At 47.6% G+C, this 20,021-nt stretch carries 24 protein-coding genes; 22 read left to right on the forward strand and 2 right to left on the reverse strand.

Annotated elements, in window-relative coordinates; translation table 11 throughout:
• Nucleotides 1-11: 11 nt before the first annotated feature.
• From AVZ68_RS15380 to salA, 20 genes are all read left to right on the forward strand, one after another.
• On the forward strand, nucleotides 12-665 hold the full coding sequence (locus tag AVZ68_RS15380; protein WP_059105456.1) for an adenylate kinase: 654 nt from the start codon (nucleotides 12-14) through the stop codon (nucleotides 663-665).
• Nucleotides 662-1,408, forward strand: a complete 747-nt coding sequence (gene map / locus AVZ68_RS15385; RefSeq protein WP_059105457.1) for a type I methionyl aminopeptidase — start codon at nucleotides 662-664, stop codon at nucleotides 1,406-1,408. The genes AVZ68_RS15380 and map overlap by 4 nt, the downstream gene beginning before the upstream one ends.
• An 82-nt stretch (nucleotides 1,409-1,490) precedes the next feature.
• On the forward strand, nucleotides 1,491-1,709 hold the full coding sequence (gene infA / locus AVZ68_RS15390) for a translation initiation factor IF-1 (RefSeq protein ID WP_059105458.1): 219 nt from the start codon (nucleotides 1,491-1,493) through the stop codon (nucleotides 1,707-1,709).
• A gap of 31 nt (nucleotides 1,710-1,740) precedes the next feature.
• Nucleotides 1,741-1,854 (forward strand): 50S ribosomal protein L36, encoded by a 114-nt coding sequence (gene rpmJ, locus AVZ68_RS15395; protein WP_059105459.1) that lies wholly within the window; start codon nucleotides 1,741-1,743, stop codon nucleotides 1,852-1,854.
• A 23-nt stretch (nucleotides 1,855-1,877) separates the two neighbouring features.
• Nucleotides 1,878-2,243: a 30S ribosomal protein S13 gene (rpsM, locus tag AVZ68_RS15400; RefSeq protein ID WP_059105460.1), complete on the forward strand. Its 366-nt coding sequence runs from the start codon at nucleotides 1,878-1,880 to the stop codon at nucleotides 2,241-2,243.
• A 20-nt stretch (nucleotides 2,244-2,263) separates the two neighbouring features.
• Nucleotides 2,264-2,656, forward strand: coding sequence for a 30S ribosomal protein S11 (gene rpsK / locus AVZ68_RS15405; RefSeq protein WP_059105461.1), 393 nt, complete (start codon nucleotides 2,264-2,266; stop codon nucleotides 2,654-2,656).
• A 248-nt stretch (nucleotides 2,657-2,904) separates the two neighbouring features.
• Nucleotides 2,905-3,849, forward strand: coding sequence for a DNA-directed RNA polymerase subunit alpha (locus tag AVZ68_RS15410; protein WP_059105462.1), 945 nt, complete (start codon nucleotides 2,905-2,907; stop codon nucleotides 3,847-3,849).
• 57 nt (nucleotides 3,850-3,906) lie between these two features.
• Nucleotides 3,907-4,266: a 50S ribosomal protein L17 gene (rplQ, locus tag AVZ68_RS15415; RefSeq protein ID WP_059105463.1), complete on the forward strand. Its 360-nt coding sequence runs from the start codon at nucleotides 3,907-3,909 to the stop codon at nucleotides 4,264-4,266.
• Between the two features lie 105 nt (nucleotides 4,267-4,371).
• Nucleotides 4,372-5,202 (forward strand): energy-coupling factor transporter ATPase, encoded by an 831-nt coding sequence (locus tag AVZ68_RS15420; protein WP_059105464.1) that lies wholly within the window; start codon nucleotides 4,372-4,374, stop codon nucleotides 5,200-5,202.
• On the forward strand, nucleotides 5,178-6,059 hold the full coding sequence (locus AVZ68_RS15425) for an ATP-binding cassette domain-containing protein (RefSeq protein ID WP_059105465.1): 882 nt from the start codon (nucleotides 5,178-5,180) through the stop codon (nucleotides 6,057-6,059). The genes AVZ68_RS15420 and AVZ68_RS15425 overlap by 25 nt, the downstream gene beginning before the upstream one ends.
• Entirely contained in the window at nucleotides 6,049-6,843 is a 795-nt protein-coding gene (locus AVZ68_RS15430) for an energy-coupling factor transporter transmembrane component T family protein (protein ID WP_059105466.1), read from the forward strand. Before AVZ68_RS15425 ends, AVZ68_RS15430 begins: the two co-directional genes overlap by 11 nt.
• Nucleotides 6,844-6,872: 29 nt before the next feature.
• Nucleotides 6,873-7,655 carry a tRNA pseudouridine(38-40) synthase TruA gene (gene truA / locus AVZ68_RS15435; protein ID WP_059105467.1) on the forward strand — a complete coding sequence of 261 codons (783 nt, stop codon included), beginning with the start codon at nucleotides 6,873-6,875 and terminating at the stop codon, nucleotides 7,653-7,655.
• Nucleotides 7,656-7,914: 259 nt separating this feature from the next.
• Nucleotides 7,915-8,352: a 50S ribosomal protein L13 gene (gene rplM, locus AVZ68_RS15440; RefSeq protein WP_059105468.1), complete on the forward strand. Its 438-nt coding sequence runs from the start codon at nucleotides 7,915-7,917 to the stop codon at nucleotides 8,350-8,352.
• A 20-nt stretch (nucleotides 8,353-8,372) separates the two neighbouring features.
• Nucleotides 8,373-8,765: a 30S ribosomal protein S9 gene (gene rpsI / locus AVZ68_RS15445; RefSeq protein ID WP_059105469.1), complete on the forward strand. Its 393-nt coding sequence runs from the start codon at nucleotides 8,373-8,375 to the stop codon at nucleotides 8,763-8,765.
• 312 nt (nucleotides 8,766-9,077) lie between these two features.
• Nucleotides 9,078-9,515 (forward strand): DUF2521 family protein, encoded by a 438-nt coding sequence (locus AVZ68_RS15450; RefSeq protein ID WP_059105470.1) that lies wholly within the window; start codon nucleotides 9,078-9,080, stop codon nucleotides 9,513-9,515.
• 102 nt (nucleotides 9,516-9,617) lie between these two features.
• Entirely contained in the window at nucleotides 9,618-10,301 is a 684-nt protein-coding gene (gene cwlD / locus AVZ68_RS15455; protein ID WP_059105484.1) for an N-acetylmuramoyl-L-alanine amidase CwlD, read from the forward strand.
• Between the two features lie 95 nt (nucleotides 10,302-10,396).
• Complete coding sequence (gene glcT / locus AVZ68_RS15460; RefSeq protein ID WP_059105471.1) at nucleotides 10,397-11,239, forward strand: glucose PTS transporter transcription antiterminator GlcT; 843 nt, start codon at nucleotides 10,397-10,399, stop codon at nucleotides 11,237-11,239.
• A 161-nt stretch (nucleotides 11,240-11,400) separates the two neighbouring features.
• Nucleotides 11,401-13,458 carry a glucose-specific PTS transporter subunit IIBC gene (gene ptsG, locus AVZ68_RS15465; protein WP_059105472.1) on the forward strand — a complete coding sequence of 686 codons (2,058 nt, stop codon included), beginning with the start codon at nucleotides 11,401-11,403 and terminating at the stop codon, nucleotides 13,456-13,458.
• A 764-nt stretch (nucleotides 13,459-14,222) separates the two neighbouring features.
• A complete protein-coding gene (ltrA, locus tag AVZ68_RS15470) occupies nucleotides 14,223-15,551 on the forward strand; it encodes a group II intron reverse transcriptase/maturase (protein WP_059105473.1) in 1,329 nt (442 codons plus the stop codon).
• Nucleotides 15,552-15,756: 205 nt separating this feature from the next.
• Entirely contained in the window at nucleotides 15,757-16,812 is a 1,056-nt protein-coding gene (gene salA, locus AVZ68_RS15475) for an iron-sulfur carrier protein/transcriptional regulator SalA (protein ID WP_059105474.1), read from the forward strand.
• 294 nt (nucleotides 16,813-17,106) lie between these two features.
• On the opposite strand, the gene gerD is transcribed toward salA, so the two are convergent.
• Nucleotides 17,107-17,694, reverse strand: a complete 588-nt coding sequence (gene gerD / locus AVZ68_RS15480; protein ID WP_059105475.1) for a spore germination lipoprotein GerD — start codon at nucleotides 17,692-17,694, stop codon at nucleotides 17,107-17,109.
• Nucleotides 17,695-17,851: 157 nt separating this feature from the next.
• Between gerD and AVZ68_RS15485 the strand changes: the two genes are divergently transcribed.
• Nucleotides 17,852-18,439: a KinB-signaling pathway activation protein gene (locus tag AVZ68_RS15485; protein WP_059105476.1), complete on the forward strand. Its 588-nt coding sequence runs from the start codon at nucleotides 17,852-17,854 to the stop codon at nucleotides 18,437-18,439.
• A 152-nt stretch (nucleotides 18,440-18,591) separates the two neighbouring features.
• On the opposite strand, the gene pdaB is transcribed toward AVZ68_RS15485, so the two are convergent.
• Nucleotides 18,592-19,353: a polysaccharide deacetylase family sporulation protein PdaB gene (pdaB, locus tag AVZ68_RS15490; protein ID WP_059105477.1), complete on the reverse strand. Its 762-nt coding sequence runs from the start codon at nucleotides 19,351-19,353 to the stop codon at nucleotides 18,592-18,594.
• 127 nt (nucleotides 19,354-19,480) lie between these two features.
• Here pdaB and AVZ68_RS15495 point away from each other — a divergent pair, with 127 nt between their 5' ends.
• Nucleotides 19,481-19,726, forward strand: a complete 246-nt coding sequence (locus tag AVZ68_RS15495; protein ID WP_059105478.1) for a hypothetical protein — start codon at nucleotides 19,481-19,483, stop codon at nucleotides 19,724-19,726.
• The last annotated feature ends 295 nt before the right edge of the window (nucleotides 19,727-20,021 follow it).

Consider the following 20,021-nt stretch of genomic DNA (forward strand, 5'->3'; position numbering starts at 1 on the left):
AGGGGATTATAATGAACTTAATCTTAATGGGACTGCCGGGTGCCGGAAAGGGAACACAGGCAGAGAAAGTTGTCGCAACGTACGGCATTCCACACATCTCGACGGGTGACATGTTTCGTGCAGCGATTAAGAATGAAACAGAGCTTGGTTTGAAGGCGAAATCCTACATGGACGAAGGTGGACTTGTTCCCGATGAAGTGACCATTGGCATTGTTCGTGAGCGCCTATCTGAAGAGGATTGCAACGATGGGTTCTTATTGGATGGTTTCCCTCGTACGATTGCCCAAGCAGAAGCTCTTGAAAAGATACTAGCATCGCTTGTTCGTGAACTTGATTTTGTGTTAAACATTGACGTACCAAAGGACCTTCTGTTGGAGCGCTTAACGGGTCGTCGTGTTTCACCGTCCTCTGGTAAAACGTATCACGTGATCTATAACCCTCCTAAAGCGGAGGGGAAATGTGATGTAGATGGCAGTGACTTGATTCAACGTGAAGACGACAAGCCGGAAACGGTTAAGAAGCGCCTTGAAGTGAATGAACAGCAAGCACAGCCGTTAATTGACTTTTATAAGGCCAAAGGTTACTTTAAAAACATTGATGGGAACCGGGACATCGATGAAGTGTTTGCGGACATCCATGTACTCCTCAAGGGGACGCATGCATGATTATCATTAAGACCGGAAGAGAGCTTAACATTATGCGTGAGGCAGGGAAAATCGTGGCCCTGACCCATGCAGAACTAAAGTCTCACATCCAGCCTGGCATTACAACATATGAGTTGGATAAGATCGCAGACTCGTTTATTCGTTCTCACGGGGCGACGCCTTCTTTTCTTGGATACAATGGGTTCACAGGCAGTGTCTGTGCTTCTGTAAATGAAGAGTTGGTGCATGGTATACCGGGAGGTCGCGTTCTCAAAGACGGCGACGTTATCAGCCTAGACATAGGTGCTTATTACAATGGTTATCACGGCGACTCAGCATGGACGTATGCGGTCGGGACCATTTCAGAGGCAGATAAGCAGTTGCTTGGGGCAACGGAAGACTCTCTCTATAAAGGACTCGAACAAGCGCAGCCAGGCAGTCGCCTTTCAGATATATCCCATGCGATTCAATCGCACGTTGAGCCTCTTGGATTCTCCGTAGTTCGTGAGTATGTTGGACACGGCGTTGGGCAAAACTTACATGAAGATCCACAAATTCCTCATTATGGACCACCTGGCAAAGGCCCTAGGCTGAAGCCTGGAATGGTACTTGCGGTTGAGCCGATGATTAACGCAGGAGAGCGTTATGTGCGTACTCTCTCTGATAACTGGACAGTCGTAACGGTCGATGGGAAGAACTGTGCTCACTTTGAGCATACCATTGCCATTACAGAATCAGGCTACGAGATCTTGACGAAAGCATAGGATAGCGGTATGATTGACAGTCTGTTCGTTTGTTTTTCGACCCGGATACACAGAGCACTTACTTGAAGGGAGGAACCCATTCATGGCAAAAGAAGACGTGATTGAAGTAGAAGGTAAGATTATTGAGCCATTGCCTAACGCGATGTTCCGTGTAGAACTGGATAACGGGCATAAGATTCTTGCGCATGTTTCTGGAAAAATTCGCATGCACTTTATCCGCATCTTGCCGGGTGACAAAGTGACAGTCGAACTATCCCCTTATGATTTAACACGCGGGAGAATTACGTACCGTTATAAATAAATGACACTCCGTATACGAGGAGGTAAGTACAATGAAGGTAAGGCCATCAGTGAAACCGATTTGTGAAAAATGTAAGGTCATTCGCCGTAACCGTACCGTTATGGTGATTTGCGAAAACCCTAAGCATAAACAAAAACAAGGTTAATCAAAAAAGGAGGTGCCTAGCCTATGGCACGTGTTGCAGGTGTCGATATTCCTCGTGACAAGCGTGTTGTCATTTCACTCACGTACATCTTTGGAATCGGCAATACAAAGGCAAAAGAAGTTCTAACTGAAGCAGGCGTCGATCACAACACTCGCGTTCGTGACTTGACGGAAGAAGAGCTTGGTCGTATCCGTACAGCAGTGGATGGCTTGCAAGTAGAAGGTGATCTTCGTCGTGAAGTGTCCCTGAACGTCAAGCGTCTCATTGAAATTGGAAGCTATCGTGGCATTCGCCACCGTCGTGGATTGCCCGTTCGTGGTCAAAACTCTAAAAACAATGCTCGCACACGCAAAGGTCCAGCGCGTACGGTAGCAAACAAGAGAAAATAGTAAGGGAGGTTGTATAAGGCATGGCTAAGAAAACGAATACTCGTCCAAAGCGTCGTCAACGCAAGAATATAGATTCTGGAGTTGCTCACATCCGCTCTACGTTTAACAACACGATTGTAACGATTACGGATACGCATGGGAATGCGATTTCATGGGCAAGCGCCGGAGCCCTTGGCTTTAAAGGGTCTCGTAAGTCCACTCCTTTTGCGGCGCAAATGGCTGCTGAATCTGCTGCGAAAGTGGCGATGGAGCACGGAATGAAAACCATTGAGGTGTCTGTAAAGGGTCCTGGTGCAGGTCGTGAAGCTGCGATTCGTTCGTTGCAAGCGGTCGGACTTGATGTGAACATGATTAAAGATGTTACCCCAGTTCCGCACAACGGTTGCCGCCCGCCAAAACGTCGTAGAGTTTAATGGCATCAATCATTGTATAGAAATCCTTGTGGTGTCTATAATGGATGAGACGACATTCATTTGACAATGAAGGTAAGACAGATAGGCATTGCCTGAGGGAGCTTGGTACGTGCTTTTGTAAAAAGAAACTTTCGGAGGCGTAAAGTTTCTTCTTTTCCACTTTCTCTTTGTAGGAAACTGGAGGAGTGGCCCGTTTAGGCAATCCTTGCGTTTACCGGAGTTCGACGTTTTGAAGGAGGGTTTGTTTAATGATTGAAATTGAAAAGCCGAATATTGAGACGGTGGAAGTTAGCGAAGACGCAAAGTACGGCAAATTTGTCGTAGAACCTCTGGAGCGCGGATACGGAACAACACTTGGAAACTCCTTGCGTCGTATTCTCTTATCCTCTCTTCCTGGCGCGGCTATTTCAAGCGTACAAATTGAGGGTGTGTTGCATGAGTTCTCAACGATTGAAGGTGTTGTTGAGGATGTAACAACCGTTATCCTGAATTTGAAAAAGCTAGCCTTGAAGATTTATTCGGATGACGAGAAAATGTTGGAAGTGGACGTACAAGGGGAAGGCATCGTAACGGCGGGAGATTTAACACACGATAGTGATGTTGAACTGCTAAACCCTGACCTTCACATTGCTACGCTCACAAAGGGTGCTTCACTTCGCATGCGTCTGCAGGCAAAACGCGGTCGAGGCTACACCCCTGCTGAAGGGAATAAAGGCGATGATCAGTCGATCGGCGTTCTACCTATTGACTCGATTTTTACGCCGGTATCCCGTGTCAACTATCAAGTTGAGAATACGCGTGTTGGGCAAGTAACGAACTATGACAAACTAACCCTCGATGTGTGGACCGATGGAAGCACTCGACCTGAGGAAGCCGTTTCTTTAGGGGCTAAGATTTTAAACGAGCATTTAAATATTTTCGTAGGCTTGACCGATCAAGCACAAAATGCGGAAATCATGGTTGAAAAAGAAGAAGATCAGAAAGAGAAAGTCTTGGAAATGACGATTGAAGAGCTTGATCTTTCCGTTCGTTCGTATAACTGTCTGAAGCGTGCCGGCATCAATACCGTACAGGAGCTAACGCACAAGACAGAAGAAGATATGATGAAAGTACGGAACTTGGGGCGTAAGTCGCTTGAGGAAGTTCAAGAGAAGCTTGGGGACCTCGGACTGGGCCTTCGCAACGAAGAGTAAAAAACTCTCGGAAATTGAGACACGCACATAGCGTGGTCTAACAAGGAGGTAAGAGAGATGGCATACGCAAAACTTGGTCGTACGAGCTCACAGCGCAAGGCGCTATTGCGTGATTTGGTTACAGACCTTATCCTTAACGAGCGCATTGAAACGACTGAAGCAAAAGCAAAAGAACTACGTCCAGTTGTTGAGAAAATGGTTACACTTGGCAAACGTGGGGACTTGCATGCACGCCGTCAAGCGGCTGCTTTTGTTCGTAATGAAGTGGACGTAGAGAGTGATCAAGACGCTGTGCAAAAGCTATTCGCTGATATCGCGCCGCGCTTTGAAGAGCGTCAAGGTGGATACACTCGTATTCTAAAAGTTGGTCCTCGTCGTGGAGACGGCGCGCCAATGGCCATTATCGAGTTTGTTTAAAGGCTCATAGCACAAGACGAAGGGCAGGAGAGAACGTGCGCATGGCGCTCTGGACTCTATGCCCTTTTTTTGCATCGCTTGTATTCGTCGTGGGGAGGGGACAGGATGACGCTCATTTCGTTTGAGGATGTTTCTTATCAGTTTAGGGACACGGGTGTAAAAGCACTGTCGAATGTGTCTGTTTCCGTTGAGAAAGGGGAACACGTCGCGATCGTAGGGAGCAATGGTTCTGGAAAGTCTACATTCGGACGGCTAGTGAACGGTCTGCTTATTCCGACTTCTGGTGATGTCAACGTGAGTGGGTACACAACCGGTGTGCCTGAACAACTAGGTGCTGTTCGCCAGTCGGTAGGAATGGTTTTTCAAAATCCGGACAATCAGTTTGTGGCCACCACGGTAGAGGATGACATCGCCTTTGGGCTAGAAAATCGGCAATTGTCCCGTGATGAGATGATCCTTCGCGTGACGCGTTACAGTCAATTTCTTGGTATTGAAGACCTGCTGAAGCGGGAACCAGAGCAATTATCTGGAGGGCAAAAGCAGCGCGTGGCACTTGCGGGTGTTCTAGCCTTAGAGCCGGAAGCCATCGTTCTAGATGAAGCCACCTCCATGCTCGACCCGGTCGGAAGAGAAGAGGTCTTAGACGTTTTGCAGCTCTTGAAAAAGTCCGGGATCACTCTCCTGTCCATTACGCATGACATGAACGAAGTGCTGATGGCCGACCGTGTACTCGGCTTTAAAGAGGGGGAGTTGCTCTGTGACCAAACGCCATTTTCGCTTTTTGACGGCGCAGAACTTGTGGCAAAGCTGCAAATTGAACCTCCCTTTGTATGGCAAGCGCGGGAAGATTTGCGTACGTGTGGTCTTCACGTCCCAGCCTGTAAAACGGAAAAGGAGCTGCTTGAGGCCTTATGGACATCTCATTCAAGCAAGTAACGCATCTCTATGGAAGTCAGAAGCGCGAGAACAAAAAAGGACTAGAGGACATCACGGTTTCTGTTCCTTCGGGTGCTTTTGTCGCGATTGTAGGAAAAACGGGATCGGGAAAATCAACATTGAGTCAGCACTTGAACGGTCTTCTCGTTCCAACTTCTGGAGAAATACAGGTGGGCCCTCACCACATTCGTCCAGGGGGAGAGGGTGTGGATTTGCATAGGCTAAGGCAGCAAGTTGGCTTTCTGTTTCAGTATCCTGAACATCAATTATTTGAAGAAACCGTGAAAAAAGATCTCTTATTTGGTCCACTTGCATTTGGACAAACGAAAGAGGAGGCTGCTTCCTCGGTTGAAGCAGCGATTAATGCTGCTCAGTTAGATAGAAGTCTGCTGGAGCGATCTCCTTTTCATCTTTCTGGGGGACAAAAGCGAAGAGTGGCAATTGCTTCAATTCTCGCCCAAAATCCGAAAGTCCTTGTTCTGGATGAGCCAGTCGCAGCACTTGACCCTAAAGGGCGCTCAGAAATCTTGAAGATGCTGCACAATTTTCATCAAAGTAAGGCGACAACGACATGGCTCGTCACTCATCATATGGAGGACGTGGTCAAGTACGCGGATTATGTGCTCGTCATGAAAGCGGGACGCTTGCTTCGTTTCGGTACGGCTGAGGATGTACTAACAAGTTCGACCATTATTGACGAGGCCGGCCTCGTCTTGCCTGATACACTAAGGCTTCTCGATGGGTTTGTGAAGAGGTTTCGTTTTGGCCCGCCCCCGTTTATTCTGGACCGGGAAAAGGCCTGCGAGTGGATAGCGGGTAAGCTTCTGCGTAGGGCGGGTGAAAAGAATGAACACTAGCAACATCCTCATCGGTCAATACATAGGCGGGGACTCACTCCTGCATGAGCTGGATGCGAGGAGCAAGCTCATCAGTGTCTTTGTTTTAACGGTGGTCCTGTTTATTACGACTTCCTTTCTATCTTTATTTATTGTCACTTTAGCCATTTTAGCATTTCTATTTATAAGCCAAATTCCCTTCAGGTTGATGGCGAAGTCGTTGAGGCCTGTGGTCCCTGTTCTCTTCATACTGTTTGCGTTGCAAGCCTTTGTTGTTCGAACCGGTGAGGTATTGGTGACATTTGGACCCGTCGCGTTATACACAGGGGGGATCATCACCGCTGGCGTATTTATTTGGCGGATTCTCGCGCTCATCGTGCTTACAACGCTACTCACGCTAACAACGAGACCGCTGGACTTAACCGATGGGATTGAAAGGTTGGCCTCTCCTTTGAAAAAAGTACGCGTACCAGTGAGTGAGATGGCTTTAATGATGTCTTTGACCCTTAGGTTTATCCCTACACTGCTCAGGGAAACAGAAACGATTTCAAAGGCGCAGGCCGCCCGCGGAGTCGATGTTTCAAGCGGTCCATTAAATCGCCGCATCAAGGCGTTTGTGCCCATGCTTGTTCCTCTGTTTGTTCGTGCGTTTAAAAGGGCTGAAGACCTTGCGCTAGCCATGGAATCTAGAGGGTATAGGAGTGGAGAACAACGAACTAAGTGGCGTGAAATGCGCTGGGACAAACGGGATTCCATCGCACTAATGACTGTGGGAGTGCTTGCTTGTGCGATTGTTTGGACGTAACACGATACAAGAGAAGAAGGAGATCGACTATGGCACGACTAGCGTGTAAGCTTACGTATGACGGCACTGATTTTGCTGGTTATCAAGTTCAGCCCAATCAACGTACCGTTCAAGCGGAGTTAGAGGCAGCGCTAAGAATCATTCACAAAGGGGTTCATATCCCTGTCGTTGCTTCCGGCAGAACCGATGCCCGCGTCCATGCGGCGGGCCAAGTGATTCATTTTGACACCTCACTTGAAATCCCTGCAGAGAAGTGGCCTCAAGTATTAAACACTCGTTTGCCAGAAGACATTGGCGTGGAGGAGGTCGAAGAAGTATCGGAGGATTTTCATGCCCGCTTTCATACGGTGAGCAAAGAGTATCGGTTTTATGTGACAACCGGAACAAAGCCGAACGTTTTTCGCCGCAACCAGGCGGTCCATATTAGAGAAGAGCTTGATGTGCCGGCCATGCAAACAGCGGCCCTGGCTCTGCTCGGCACCCATGATTTTTCTACGTTTTGCGCGGCGAACACGTCCGTACAGGATAAAACGCGTACGATTACACAGATTGTCGTTCAACCGAGGGGAAAGGAAATTGAGTTTGCTGTATGCGGAAGCGGCTTCCTGTACAACATGGTACGTATTATCGTTGGTACCCTGCTAGAAGTAGGGACAGGAAAGCGCAAGGCTTCAGAAATGGCAACCATCCTTGCGTCTTGTGACCGCTTGAAAGCTGGAAAAACAGCTCCGCCGCATGGCCTCTACCTCTGGAGGGTTAGCTATGAACCGGCTTTATTTGCTGGTAGAAAATTGTCTGAAACGCCAGGGTGAGTTATTGTCTAGCTCCGGCGGGAAGGAGCTTCTGCTTTTCCGCCTTTAAAACTCGTTGACTTTATGAGTTGAATGTTATATGATGTTAGGTGGTAATTCTAGACCCACTGCCCCGGGTTACGGAATGATTCAAAAGGCGCAGAATAACCGCAAGTTGCACCGTCAGCCAGCATTGCACACTTGTAGGGGACTGCTTGAAATCGCTCGTTTTCGAGCAGTTTCACAGGAATGCTCGTTTTTATTTTAGGAGGGAAATGTAATGCGTACAACATATATGGCAAAGCCAAGCGAAATTGAGCGTAAGTGGTATGTCATTGACGCTGAAGGTCAAACGCTTGGTCGTCTTTCTTCAGAAGTCGCATCGATCTTGCGCGGGAAGCACAAACCAACGTTTACACCACATATGGACACAGGAGATCATGTGATCATCTTGAATGCAAGCAAAATCCATTTGACAGGGAACAAACTTCAAGACAAAATTTACTACCGTCACACGATGCACCCAGGTGGACTTAAGCAAACAAAAGCGCATGATATGCGTGCCAACAAGCCGGAGCGTATGCTTGAACTTGCGATCAAAGGAATGCTTCCGAAGAATACTCTTGGTCGTAAACAAGGCATGAAGCTTCACGTCTATGCAGGATCAGAACACAACCATCAAGCACAAAAACCAGAAGCGTACGAGCTTCGCGGTTAATCGATTAGGAGGAAATTACTTTGGCTCAAGTACAATACTATGGCACTGGTCGTCGTAAGCATTCAACGGCGCGCGTACGTCTAATCCCTGGCGATGGCGCTATCGTTGTTAACGGTCGTGCGCTTGACGACTATTTCGGTCTTGAAACACTAAAGCTTATCGTAAAGCAACCACTTGTGGAAACAGGGGTCACTGGTCAATACGATGTACATGTGAATGTGAACGGAGGTGGCTTCACTGGACAGGCGGGTGCGATTCGCCACGGTGTCGCTCGTGCCCTTCTTCAAGTTGACCCTGAGAACCGTCCGACCCTTAAATCGGCTGGATTCCTTACACGTGACGCGCGCATGAAAGAACGTAAGAAATACGGTCTTAAAGCCGCTCGTCGTGCGCCTCAGTTCTCGAAACGTTAATAGCTGTAAATACAGAGCCGTAACTCCATCATTGGATTGCGGCTCTTTTTTCGTTTGATCTAGCTGCGGCGCCCACTCGCTCGAGGTTTCTTCGCGCCGCCAGATCAAGCCAAAGCCGGGCTTGATGCTGCCGTCGCTTTAGAACTTGTCGCTCGTGAGCAGGGCGCCTGTGCTTTTCGTGGGATAGTTCGTTATTTGTGTGTCGGGTACGTTTTTCTAGGAAGCACAGTCAGCATTTACATGCGCCCATCTCGGATGCGTCGTCAGCCTTCTCCTCATACTAAGGAAAAAGAGGAGAGGGGAAGAACTCAAATGGAACTTATTATGACTCTTGCCGAAAAACGTCGCGAAAAACAGTGGAAGTTTGAACGGACGATGCTTCGTCACCTCTCAATTAAAGAAATGGAAGCGCAAGTAAGGACGTGGATTCATCCGCTGCTTCCGTTTCAATTTCAGTCTTACCCTTTTTTGATCGATCAATGTCTGGATGTCACCATCGATTCCTATTTACTTGGGACAGAGTACGGTCGTTTTGGGTATTACGGAGAAAGCGTGCAGGAAGCAAGAGGCCGGTGCGATGAAGAGTTGACCCACCTCTCCCACAGCCTTCACGCAATGCTTGCGGGTTGGCTCACCCACTCGGACTACGCGAGTGAGCCGCTTGCGACCACCTGTGACATGATGCTTGTCACTTGGTGGGAGCGAGGGTTCGAGGAAGCCCAAAAAGCATACCGCTTGCGCTTGCATTAATACACATATCTCCTCCTGTCCACCCGTATATATGTAAGGAGGACAAGGGAGGAGACGCGTGTGAAGAAAAAAGCGCTCGGAGTGGTGGCCGCAGCTTTTTTAATGGCGGCGGTTCTGCTTGTTTGGCGATGGGACTGGAATACAGAGGACCCATCCACAACATGGCATCTGCCGCTTGCAGGAAAGGTGATTGTGCTTGACCCTGGCCATGGCGGAATCGACGGAGGGGCCTCTTCAAAGACAGGGTTGTTGGAAAAAGAAGTGACGCTTGATGTGGCTCTCCACTTAAGGGACTATTTGCAGGAGGCAGGAGCGCTCGTGCTAATGACGCGGGAGGAAGATGTGGATCTTGCGGAAGAAGGAACGAAGAAGATCAGACAGCGAAAAACAGAAGACCTAAGAAACCGCTTGGCCGTTGTGAATGAGTCGGATGCAGACTTGTTCTTAACCCTACACATGAATGCGATTCCTGCGCAGAAATGGCACGGCGCTCAAACGTTTTATCATTTAACCAACCCGAAAAATGAAGCATTGGCTGTCTTTATACAGGAAGAGCTTAGAAGGAATTTAGAGAATACGAATCGATATGCAAAGCCGATTCATCATGTCTTTCTATTAAAGGAAGCGAACATTCCAGGGGCATTGGTTGAGGCAGGGTTTCTTTCGAATCCGACGGAAGCCGAGCTGCTAGAAACAGATGAGTATAAGCAGAAAGTGGCGGCTTCGATTTATGAAGGGATTATGCGATTTTATTCTGGGGAAGAAGCTCCGCCCACCAATCAATGAGGTTCTCGAGGCTGCCTTGAGAGCCTTTTACATTGACTTGATCTACCCAGTTTTATACGATGGGTATCAGTAAGCAAACGTTGGAGTGATGGTGAATGGCCAAGGTTAAGGTCACCAAATCATTAAATAATAATGTGTTGATTGGAAACCACTCCACTTTTGGGGAAGTGGTTTTAATTGGTCGTGGGATAGGATTCAACCGAAAAAAGGGGGACTGGATCAATCAACAAGAAGTCGAGAAATTATTTGTGCTCAAGGATGAAAAAGAACAAGAGAGCTATTTGAAATTACTCCCGTACATGGAACAACCATTGGTAGAGCTGACAATTAAAGCGATCGATTTAATTCGCCGTACAACCGACCAGCCCCTTCATGAGCATATCCATGTCGGATTAATGGATCATTTATCCTTCGCTCTCACGCGAATTGAAAAAGGAATGACGATGAAAAATCCGTTTTTAGCAGAAACCAAAGTGCTTTACCCGAGCGAGTACGCGATTGCTGAGAACGTCGGCGCACTGATTGAAGAGGAAACAGGAGTTTCTTTGCCCGAGGGGGAAATTGGGTTTATCACGCTGCATATCCATAGTGCTATGCAAAATAAAGACCTGCATGATGTCAACAGCCACTCCCGGCTCATTACCCAGTTGATTGAACTGATTGAAGCGCAGCTTGATTTCAACATGGACAAGGACGGTGCTGACTTTATGCGCCTCGTCAGGCATCTGCGTTTTACCATTGAACGGGTGGACAAAGGAGAGAAGGTAGAAGAGCCAATAGCGATTACAAAACTGTTGAAACAGGAGTACCCTGTGTGCTATAATCTTTCATGGAAACTCATAAAAGTCATGCAGCAAACGCTTAAGAAACCAGTTTTTGATGCAGAAGCTGTGTATTTAACGATGCACCTTCAGCGAATTGGGCAAAAGCTAAAATAAATCCGATACGTGTAACTGATTCGATCAGGCATGAGTGAAGAAACGGACGAAAGAAGGGTCGTAAGCCTTTCATCAACGTTTCTTTGCTCATGTCTTTTTTGCGTTTAAAGCATGATGAACATAGATGAGTGCACACTAAGACAATGATTGGAGGTACCACCATGTTTAAACAAGCATTCGGTGTACTGCAAAAAATCGGAAAGGCATTAATGCTGCCGGTGGCGATGTTGCCCGTTGCAGGTCTCTTGCTAGGGATTGGGAACGCATTGCAAATGGAGAACACCATTGATTTAATGCCTTTCCTAAATGCAGGCTGGGCTCAGCATACGGCTGGTGTGATGGAAGCGGCGGGGGGCATTATCTTTGATAATCTGGCCCTTATATTCGCCGTCGGGGTCGCGATCGGTCTTGCGGGAGACGGGGCTGCGGCTCTTGCCGCATTAGTAGGCTATCTTGTGATGAATACGGTTATGGGTTCATGGCTTGATGTCACAGGCGATATGATTGAAGCAGACCCGGGATTCGCCAACGTCCTTGGCATTCCAACGCTGCAAACTGGGGTTTTTGGAGGAATTATCGTCGGGTTAATTGCCGCATGGTGCTACAACCGTTTTCATGATATTGAAATGCCGGCCTTTCTCGGCTTTTTCGCAGGCAAACGATTTGTGCCGATCGTGACGGCTGCGGCTGCCTTTATCATGGCTTTGATTTTGTTAATTGTTTGGCCACCTATTCAAAATGGGCTAAATGAGGCATCCGTTTGGCTGATGGAAACAGGAACGTATATTGCCGTATTTTTCTTCGGGTTTGTGAAACGTTTGCTGATCCCGTTTGGGTTGCACCATATTTTTCATGCTCCGTTTTGGTATGAATTTGGTTCGTATACCAATGAGGCAGGCGAAACCGTCCGGGGCGACATGTTGATTTTCTTTGCGCAGCTCAGGGATGGCGTGGAAATTACGGCAGGGAATTTCATGGCCGGTGAGTTCCCGATCATGATGTTTGGCCTACCGGCAGCCGCTCTGGCCATGTATCATTGCGCTCGTCCAGAAAAGAAAAAGCTCGTCGCTGGGTTGTTTGGGTCGGCCGCGCTCACCTCGTTCTTAACGGGGATTACAGAACCGCTTGAGTTCATGTTCTTATTTATCGCTCCAGTTCTGTTCTTCATTCACGCGGTGTTGGACGGACTATCGTTTGTACTGATGACTTACTTTAGCGTGAACATCGGCTATACGTTTTCCGGCGGTGCGATCGACTTTTTCTTATTTGGCATCTTGCCAGGCCAAGAGCAGTGGTGGATTACAATCATCCTCGGGCTGATCTTTGCCGTCATTTATTATGTTGTGTTTCGCTTCTTCATCACGAAGTTCAATGTCATGACTCCGGGTCGGGAAGAGGATCAAATCGAGTCGGAAAAAGGGGCTAGTGGAAAGAATGGAGATCTTGCTTACAACATTTTGAATGCCATGGGCGGACAGCAAAATATCTCCCACTTAGACGCCTGTATCACCAGGCTTCGGGTTTCGGTTGAGGATAGTAAAGAAGTGGACAAGAATGAGCTGAAGAACTTAGGGGCTGCGGGTGTGCTTGAAGTAGGCAACAACATTCAGGCGATCTTTGGGCCGCGTTCAGAGACCATTAAAGGGCAGATGCAAGACATTATCAGTGGAAAAACCCCTCGTTTTGTGGAACCGGATCAAGAAAAGGAAGTCCAGCAACAAGTAGAAGATGTTCAGCCTGAGGCGCTTCAAAACGAAATCACAGAAGAGATTGTAGCTCCTCTCAAGGGAGAGCTTCTTCCTATCACAGAAGTGCCAGACGATGTATTTGCGGGTAAAATGATGGGGGACGGTTTTGCGATAACGCCAACGGAAGGAAAAGTCGTTTCTCCGGTAGATGGAACGATTGTCAATGTCTTTCCGACGAAGCACGCGATTGGCATCAAATCCGCCGCAGGGCGTGAACTGTTGATTCATGTGGGGATTGATACCGTTAAGTTAAACGGCGAAGGGTTTGAAGCTTTAGTTGAAGAAGGTTCGGAAGTGAAGAAGGGCCAAGCGCTTCTTAACCTAGATCTTGACTATATTAAAGCAAATGCGCCTTCTCTTATCACGCCAATCGTCTTCACAAACCTTGCAGAAGGAGAATCGATCGCCATTAAAAAGCAAGGCGCAGTTCATCGTGAAGAAAAAGGGATTATCGAAATAACAAGAGACTAATGGAGAAAAGCCAGTGAGACTGAGGTCTTGCTGGCTTTCCTTTTGGGCGACCTGTCATGGTCTAGCTTCGGTGCCCACTCGCTCGAGGTTTCTTCACGCCGCCAGAACAAGCCAAAACCGGCCGTCGCTCCAGAACTTGTCGCTCGTGAGCAGGGCACCTGCGCTTTTCTTGTCTAGCTCCGGCGGGTAGAAGCTCGGGATTTTTCAGTCCAGGCCCCGAAATCCAAACCCGGGATTTCTAGTGCAGGCCTTCCAAAATTCACGCTCCTGGTGCGACCGAGCAAGGTTGCGAAATTTAGCAGGTGGAACCCCTGCTTGATAAGGCTCAAACCAAGCCATCAATAACGAGTCTTGGACGGAGAGGAGTAATCCTGTTCGTTAAGCGTAGACAGTTAGGTAGTAGGCCTGAAAGTGATGGAGCCCCGAAATCGATGAAGTCGGGAAGGTTGACAGTGTCAGAAGGCTGGAAAACAACATGGTGGATCCCGCATTGGTGAGGGATTCAGCACTTCCCCGGGGTCTAAGAGCCAGGCATGCTATACAATGATTTCGCCGCAACTCGGGAGATCCTGTTTGCTCTTTCTTACGCACAAGAGAGTATGGTGGGACAAGCGATACAAAGCAAGGACACCAAACGGCGACAGGAAGTCGGACGACCGCGTAGTACCGAAGAGGTCGGGTAATGCCGAAAGAGGGAAGGCAAGAGTCGCTCCGACATTCCCCTGGACAGGGACACATTTCCTACACACGGAGGTAGAGTACAAGTGGAAACGAAACTGAACAGGATAGCAGAAGTAGCGAAACAAGATCCCAAGCAGAAGTTCACATCTCTCGCGCATTTGTTAAACCATGAACGGTTGAAACAAGGCCACGATGACCTGCCGAACCGCAAGGCGGCAGGCATCAAAGGAACAACAAAGGACGGGTATGAGAAGAATCTGGATGAAAACATCGAATCATTGATTCTCAGGATGAAACAAAAGAGCTATCGTCCTCAGCCCGTACGTCGAACCTACATCCCAAAAGAGGACAAAAGGAAGAAACGACCGCTGGGCATACCCGAACACGAAGACAAGATCGTTCAAAAAGGAATGGCACCGATCTTAAATGCCATTTATGAGAACGACTTTCTGGACAGTTCCTTTGGATTTCGACCGAACCGAAACGGTCACGATGCGCTGAAAGTACTGAATGTGTACATTGAAAAGAGACGTGTGAACGACGTTGTAGACGCTGATATTAAAGGGTTCTTCGACAACGTGGATCACCAATGGTTGATGAAATTCCTCAAGGAACGAATAGTAGATCCCAGCTTCCTACGGATCATTGCCCGGTTCTTAAAAGGGGGGTACATGGAGCAGGCGAAGTTCTACAAAACGGAATCCGGCGCGCCTCAGGGCGGTCTCATCTCGCCGATTCTGGCGAACATCTATCTGCACTATGTCTTGGACGTATGGTTTGAGTATCATGTGAAAAAGCGGTGCAAAGGGCAAGCGTATCTCGTTCGCTATGCGGACGACTTTGTCTGTTGCTTTCAAGACCATGAGGATGCCCAGAACTTCTACCAGGCATTAAAACGCAGACTCGACAAGTTCAACCTTGAACTAGCAGAGGAGAAAACGAGGATCATTCCATTTGGGCGACTCGCGGAGGAGAAGCACAAACGAGAAGGAAAAGGAAAACCGCCGACGTTTGATTTTCTTGGTTTTACACATTACTGCAGCGAAAGCAAGAAAGGAACATTTCGCGTCAAGCGTAAAACAAGCCAGAAAAAGATGGACGCCAAGCTTAAACAGACGAAAGCATGGCTGAAAGCCAATCGCCATGTAGGCATGGAGGAGATCGGCGACAGGTTAAGACGCTCTCTAGCGGGGTACTACAACTACTACTGTATCACGGACAACGTGGTGACGGTGTGGACGTTTTACAACGAGGTGATCCGAGGATTCTTTAAATGGATGAACCGAAGAAGCCAGCGAAAGTCGTTTACCTGGGAGAAATTCCGCCTTTTCCTTCGTAAGTTCCCTTTACCCAAGCCAAGGGCGAAGGTCAATATCTATGAGTTGAGGGAGCATATTCGCTATATTTTGTGAATGATGTCGGTGAGGAGCCGTGTGCGTTAATCGCGCCCGCACGGATCTGTGAGGGGGGAGGGGCACAATTCTTCTTGGAAAGGCCCCCTCCTACTCGACGTGCGACCCGCCTGCGCTTTTCAGCCCACAGGCGGCCAAGGCGCATTCAAAAGCTGAGTGTGCTATACTAGGAATAGAGAACTGTAGCAAAGGAAGGTGTCAGAGGTTGTTGAATGAACAAACGATTATGGAAGCGCTCAAACGCGTCCTTGACCGTGATTTAGATAAAAGCATTGTGGAAACGGGCGGCGTCAGAGATCTAAAAATTAAAGGGGAGAATGTGAGCTTAAAAGTAGCGCTTGCGAAAACGGGGACCCCAGAACAAATGCAGCTTCAGCAGGAAATCGTCAAAATTTTAAAGGAAGCAGGGGCAGACTCTGTGGGCCTTCGATTTGATACCTTGAGCGACGAAGAATTAGAGGCTCTGGGTGGCGTAGAAGAGGAACCGTTCAAAGGGCCTGCATTGCTTGCGCCTGACAGCAAAACGACGTTTATTACCGTAGCGAGCGGGAAAGGCGGCGTAGGAAAGTCAACCGTTTCCGTGAACTTAGCCGTCTCTATGGCACGCTTAGGAAAGAAAGTCGGCATCATTGACGCGGATATTTACGGGTTCAGTGTGCCGGACATGATGGGGATTGAGGAACGCCCCAAAGTCATCAATAAACGGATTTACCCTGTCGAACGCTTTGGCGTAAAGGTGATTTCGATGGGATTCTTTGTGGAGGACAATGCACCTGTGATTTGGCGCGGGCCTATGCTTGGAAAGATGATTAATCAGTTTTTCTCTGAGTGTGAATGGGGTGAACTGGATTACTTAATCTTGGACCTGCCACCAGGTACAGGGGACGTAGCCCTTGATTTGCATACGATGCTTCCGGAGTCGAAAGAGTTAATTGTCACCACGCCTCATGCCACGGCAGCCTTTGTAGCCGCACGTGCAGGAGCCATGGCGATTAAGACGAATCATGAGATGCTTGGCGTTATCGAAAACATGGCTTACTTTGAGAGTAAGCTAACAGGGGAAAAGGAGTACGTCTTTGGACAAGGAGGGGGAACTCGGTTAGCAGAAGAGCTAAAAACCGAATTGCTCGCCCAAGTTCCGTTAGGTCAACCAGAGATCGATGAAAAAGATTTCGCCCCTTCGCTTTACGATGAAGACCATCCAATTGGGGAGATTTACACAAAAGTAGCCGACCGGATTATTAGCAAATATTCGAAGTGAGCTGGATAAAAAAGAAGAGAGTGGCTTGTTGCCCTCTCTTTCTTTGTATAGCTGCGGCGGGTAGAAACGGGGGATTTTACGCCGCGATAAAGAAATCAATTTCGGATTTCTTTTATCGGGTCTCCAAAATCCTTGCTTTTGAGCGACCTGCCTGAGCTTATCGGTTTTGTCTAGTTCCGGTGCCCACTCGCTCGAGGTTTCTTCAGACCGCCAGATCAAGCCAAAGGGCGGGCTTGATTCTGCCGTTCTTCCAGAACTTGTCGCTCGTGATCAAGGCGCCTGAGCTTATCGGTTTTAACTGTTTCCTTGATCTTCTTCTTGATTTTGGTTCTGATTCTCCAACGCTTTTTCCATGAGCTCTGTCATTTTTGCTGCAAAGTGAGGACTCTCGAGAGACTCACTCATAATTGCCATCACCTGTTCTCTATACTCTTTGGACTTCATAAGTTCCATCGCTTGCTCGCTCATTTGCGGATCTTTGAGTACATCGAGGAGCATCTGTTGGTATTCAGGATCTTTCATTAGCGCTTTCAGCATCTTTTCGTTTTCGGTTTGCATGCTTTCTGCAAAGGTTTTGGCAAACTCAGGGTCCTTCATCACTTCTTGCCAGAACTTTTCTCCTTCTTTAGAAGTTAGCGTGTCTTGAATGGTTTTTTTGACAAAATCATTATCCATCACGAGTTCCTCACGCATGTCTTCCTCTTCGATTAATTCATGCACGGCTTGTTTGCCATCATCGCTTTTGAGCAGGTCAATGACCATTCTTTTGGTTCCCTCATAATCAGAATGTTGCTGAGCCTCGGTTTGAGCACAGCCGCTAATAAGAAACATACACAGTAGACAAACGGTCCCTATTTTATAAATGCCATCATGCCGACCCATGCTTTTCACCTCTCCCCTTGGATTTCTCATGTTAAAGGTTATGGTTAGCATGTGTTTTCTCGCTGAAAATATGCAGGAGACGGGTGAACGTTCTGGCGTTTCATTGCTGGGGTTGCTACAATGAAGGCAGTTACATATGTAGATGGGGGAAATAGTTGTGAATAGCAGGAAAGTCGTATTTTTATTTTGGACGTCGCTTCTTATTGGAAGTGTTAGTGGCGCCATTGTAGGGTTTGCTGTGGATTATGATGTATACATTGGCGATGATTTTGCCAATTTTATTTTAGGGATTATTTGGCTACTCGGGCTTAGCGCGGCGTTTAGCCTGGTGGCGCAGATGGGTTTTTTCGCCTACTTATTCGTTCACCGTTTTGGCTTGGGTCTTGCGAAGACGCACACATTGTGGAATCGAATCCAGCTGGTCATTATTGCCTTTGTTTTTTTTGATCTTGTCTATTTTCGTTATCTTGCCTTTGGAGGAGGAGAGAATTCCTTCTTCGGGTATTTGCTCACGCCGACGCTTCTGTTGCTCTATAGTTTGATCATTGCTTATTTCAAGGCAAAAGATACAAACCGAGGCGCGTTTGTCCCTGCGCTCTTCTTTATGTTTGTTATCACGACCATTGAGTGGGTTCCTGCTCTTACGGTTAATGATCAAAAATGGTTGTGGATTTACTTGGCACCTCTTCTTTCCGCGAATACATGGCAGCTGCTAGTTCTGCATCGGTTAACGAACCGAAAATAGAGAAAAAGCGGGCGCTCAGCTGAATGAGTGGACCGCTTTTTTGTTAGCTCCGACGGTTTCAGCCCTGCCCCGAAATCCTAAACCGGGAATTCCGGCTTCTGGGCAATCCGCCTGCGTTTTTTGGTTTAGCTTTGGTGGTACCTCCTGTTAGACTACTCCACTTCTTCGCTTTGGGCCTCGGCACTTTCCATTAATTCCTCAATCGAGACAAAGGTGTAGTTTTCTTGTTCAAGCTGGTCGATGATCACCGGCAAAGCTTTGTCTGTTTGCTTGACGGAATCGGAGGCGTGAAACATGAGCACTTCCCCAGGGTTGGTGTTCTCAAGCGTTGTCTGTACGATCGCATCCGTGCCAGGGTTCTCGTAATCCTGAGAGTTCACGCTCCAGTGAATAAGATCGAGATCTTGCTGTTCGGCAAGTTCCAATGTTTTCTGCGAAAAAGACCCATTTGGCGGACGCAAAAGTGTTGGACGGCTTCCTGTAAGTTCTTCAATCACTTGTTTGCTTCTTTGCATGTCCCGTCTGACACTCTCATCATCCCAATCCGCATAATTTTCGTAGCGGTAGCCATGACTGCCGATGGTGTAGCCAGCTTCTGAGATTTTCTCCACTAGATCAGGATACTTTTCAGCCCAAGAAGCAGAAACAAAAAAGGTGGCCTGGTCAATTTTCTTGTCCTGCAGAACCTCTATAACCGGTTCGAGGCGATGTTCTCCCCAACTCACATTAAATGTGAGCGCCACTTTTGGATCATCAATCTCTGCCTTGTAAAAAGCTTGCGGGCCTTCCGGCGTCGTAAAAACGGGGAGGTTTTCACGCTCAATGTACAGCCAGCTTGCTGTGAAAAGAGCTGCGACAACGATGATGGCATAATGCTTCCACTTGTTAATGTTAATGACCCATATTCCTCGCATAAGTTCGCTCCTTTTTGCTGATCTTATAAGACAATTTATGTGGATCTGGACAAGATATGAATAAAACCTTGGTAAACCGAAAAGACTATGGAACCTAAGAGATTGGCAAAGAAGCAGAGGTGGGCAAATGTTCGGGTTGTTACTTACAGATAAAGAAGTACAGGAAGTGGAGTATTTATTAAAGAGAGAGCTGGAGGAGTTGCTTCAAGATTTAGCCGACCCGAAAATCGACGGGGTCGTAAAACGAGTCATGAAAGAAAAGTATCAGCTAGTTTTTGGTTTATATAAACGTTTTGCCCCTCCAAATGAGCGGATGAAGTTTGTTTTAAATGGGGAACTACATAAGGTAAGCGATTCTGACGAAAAAGTTTAATGCTAAGGTTGACGGGCAAACACGTACGTGGTATATTATGACGTACCGCATTCGCATTCGATCTTTCATAATAAGTTATTGTTTTTATTGTGAAAAGTTGCTTGACATTCGGATGGAGCTGATGTAAAGTTTTATGAGTCGCCAATGCGGCATTAACAAAGGGTGGAAATAAGAATTATTTCTTGTTAAACTATAACAGCTGTCGCGAAAAGCGACCAACGAGTTCTTTGAAAACTGAACAAAAGTCAAGCGTAAAAAAAGAGATACACGGTATCTCGTCAATGAAAGTCAGCAC

It is taken from the genome of Shouchella shacheensis (assembly GCF_001484965.1).
GTDB classification, from domain to species: Bacteria; Bacillota; Bacilli; order Bacillales; family Bacillaceae_D; genus Shouchella; species Shouchella shacheensis.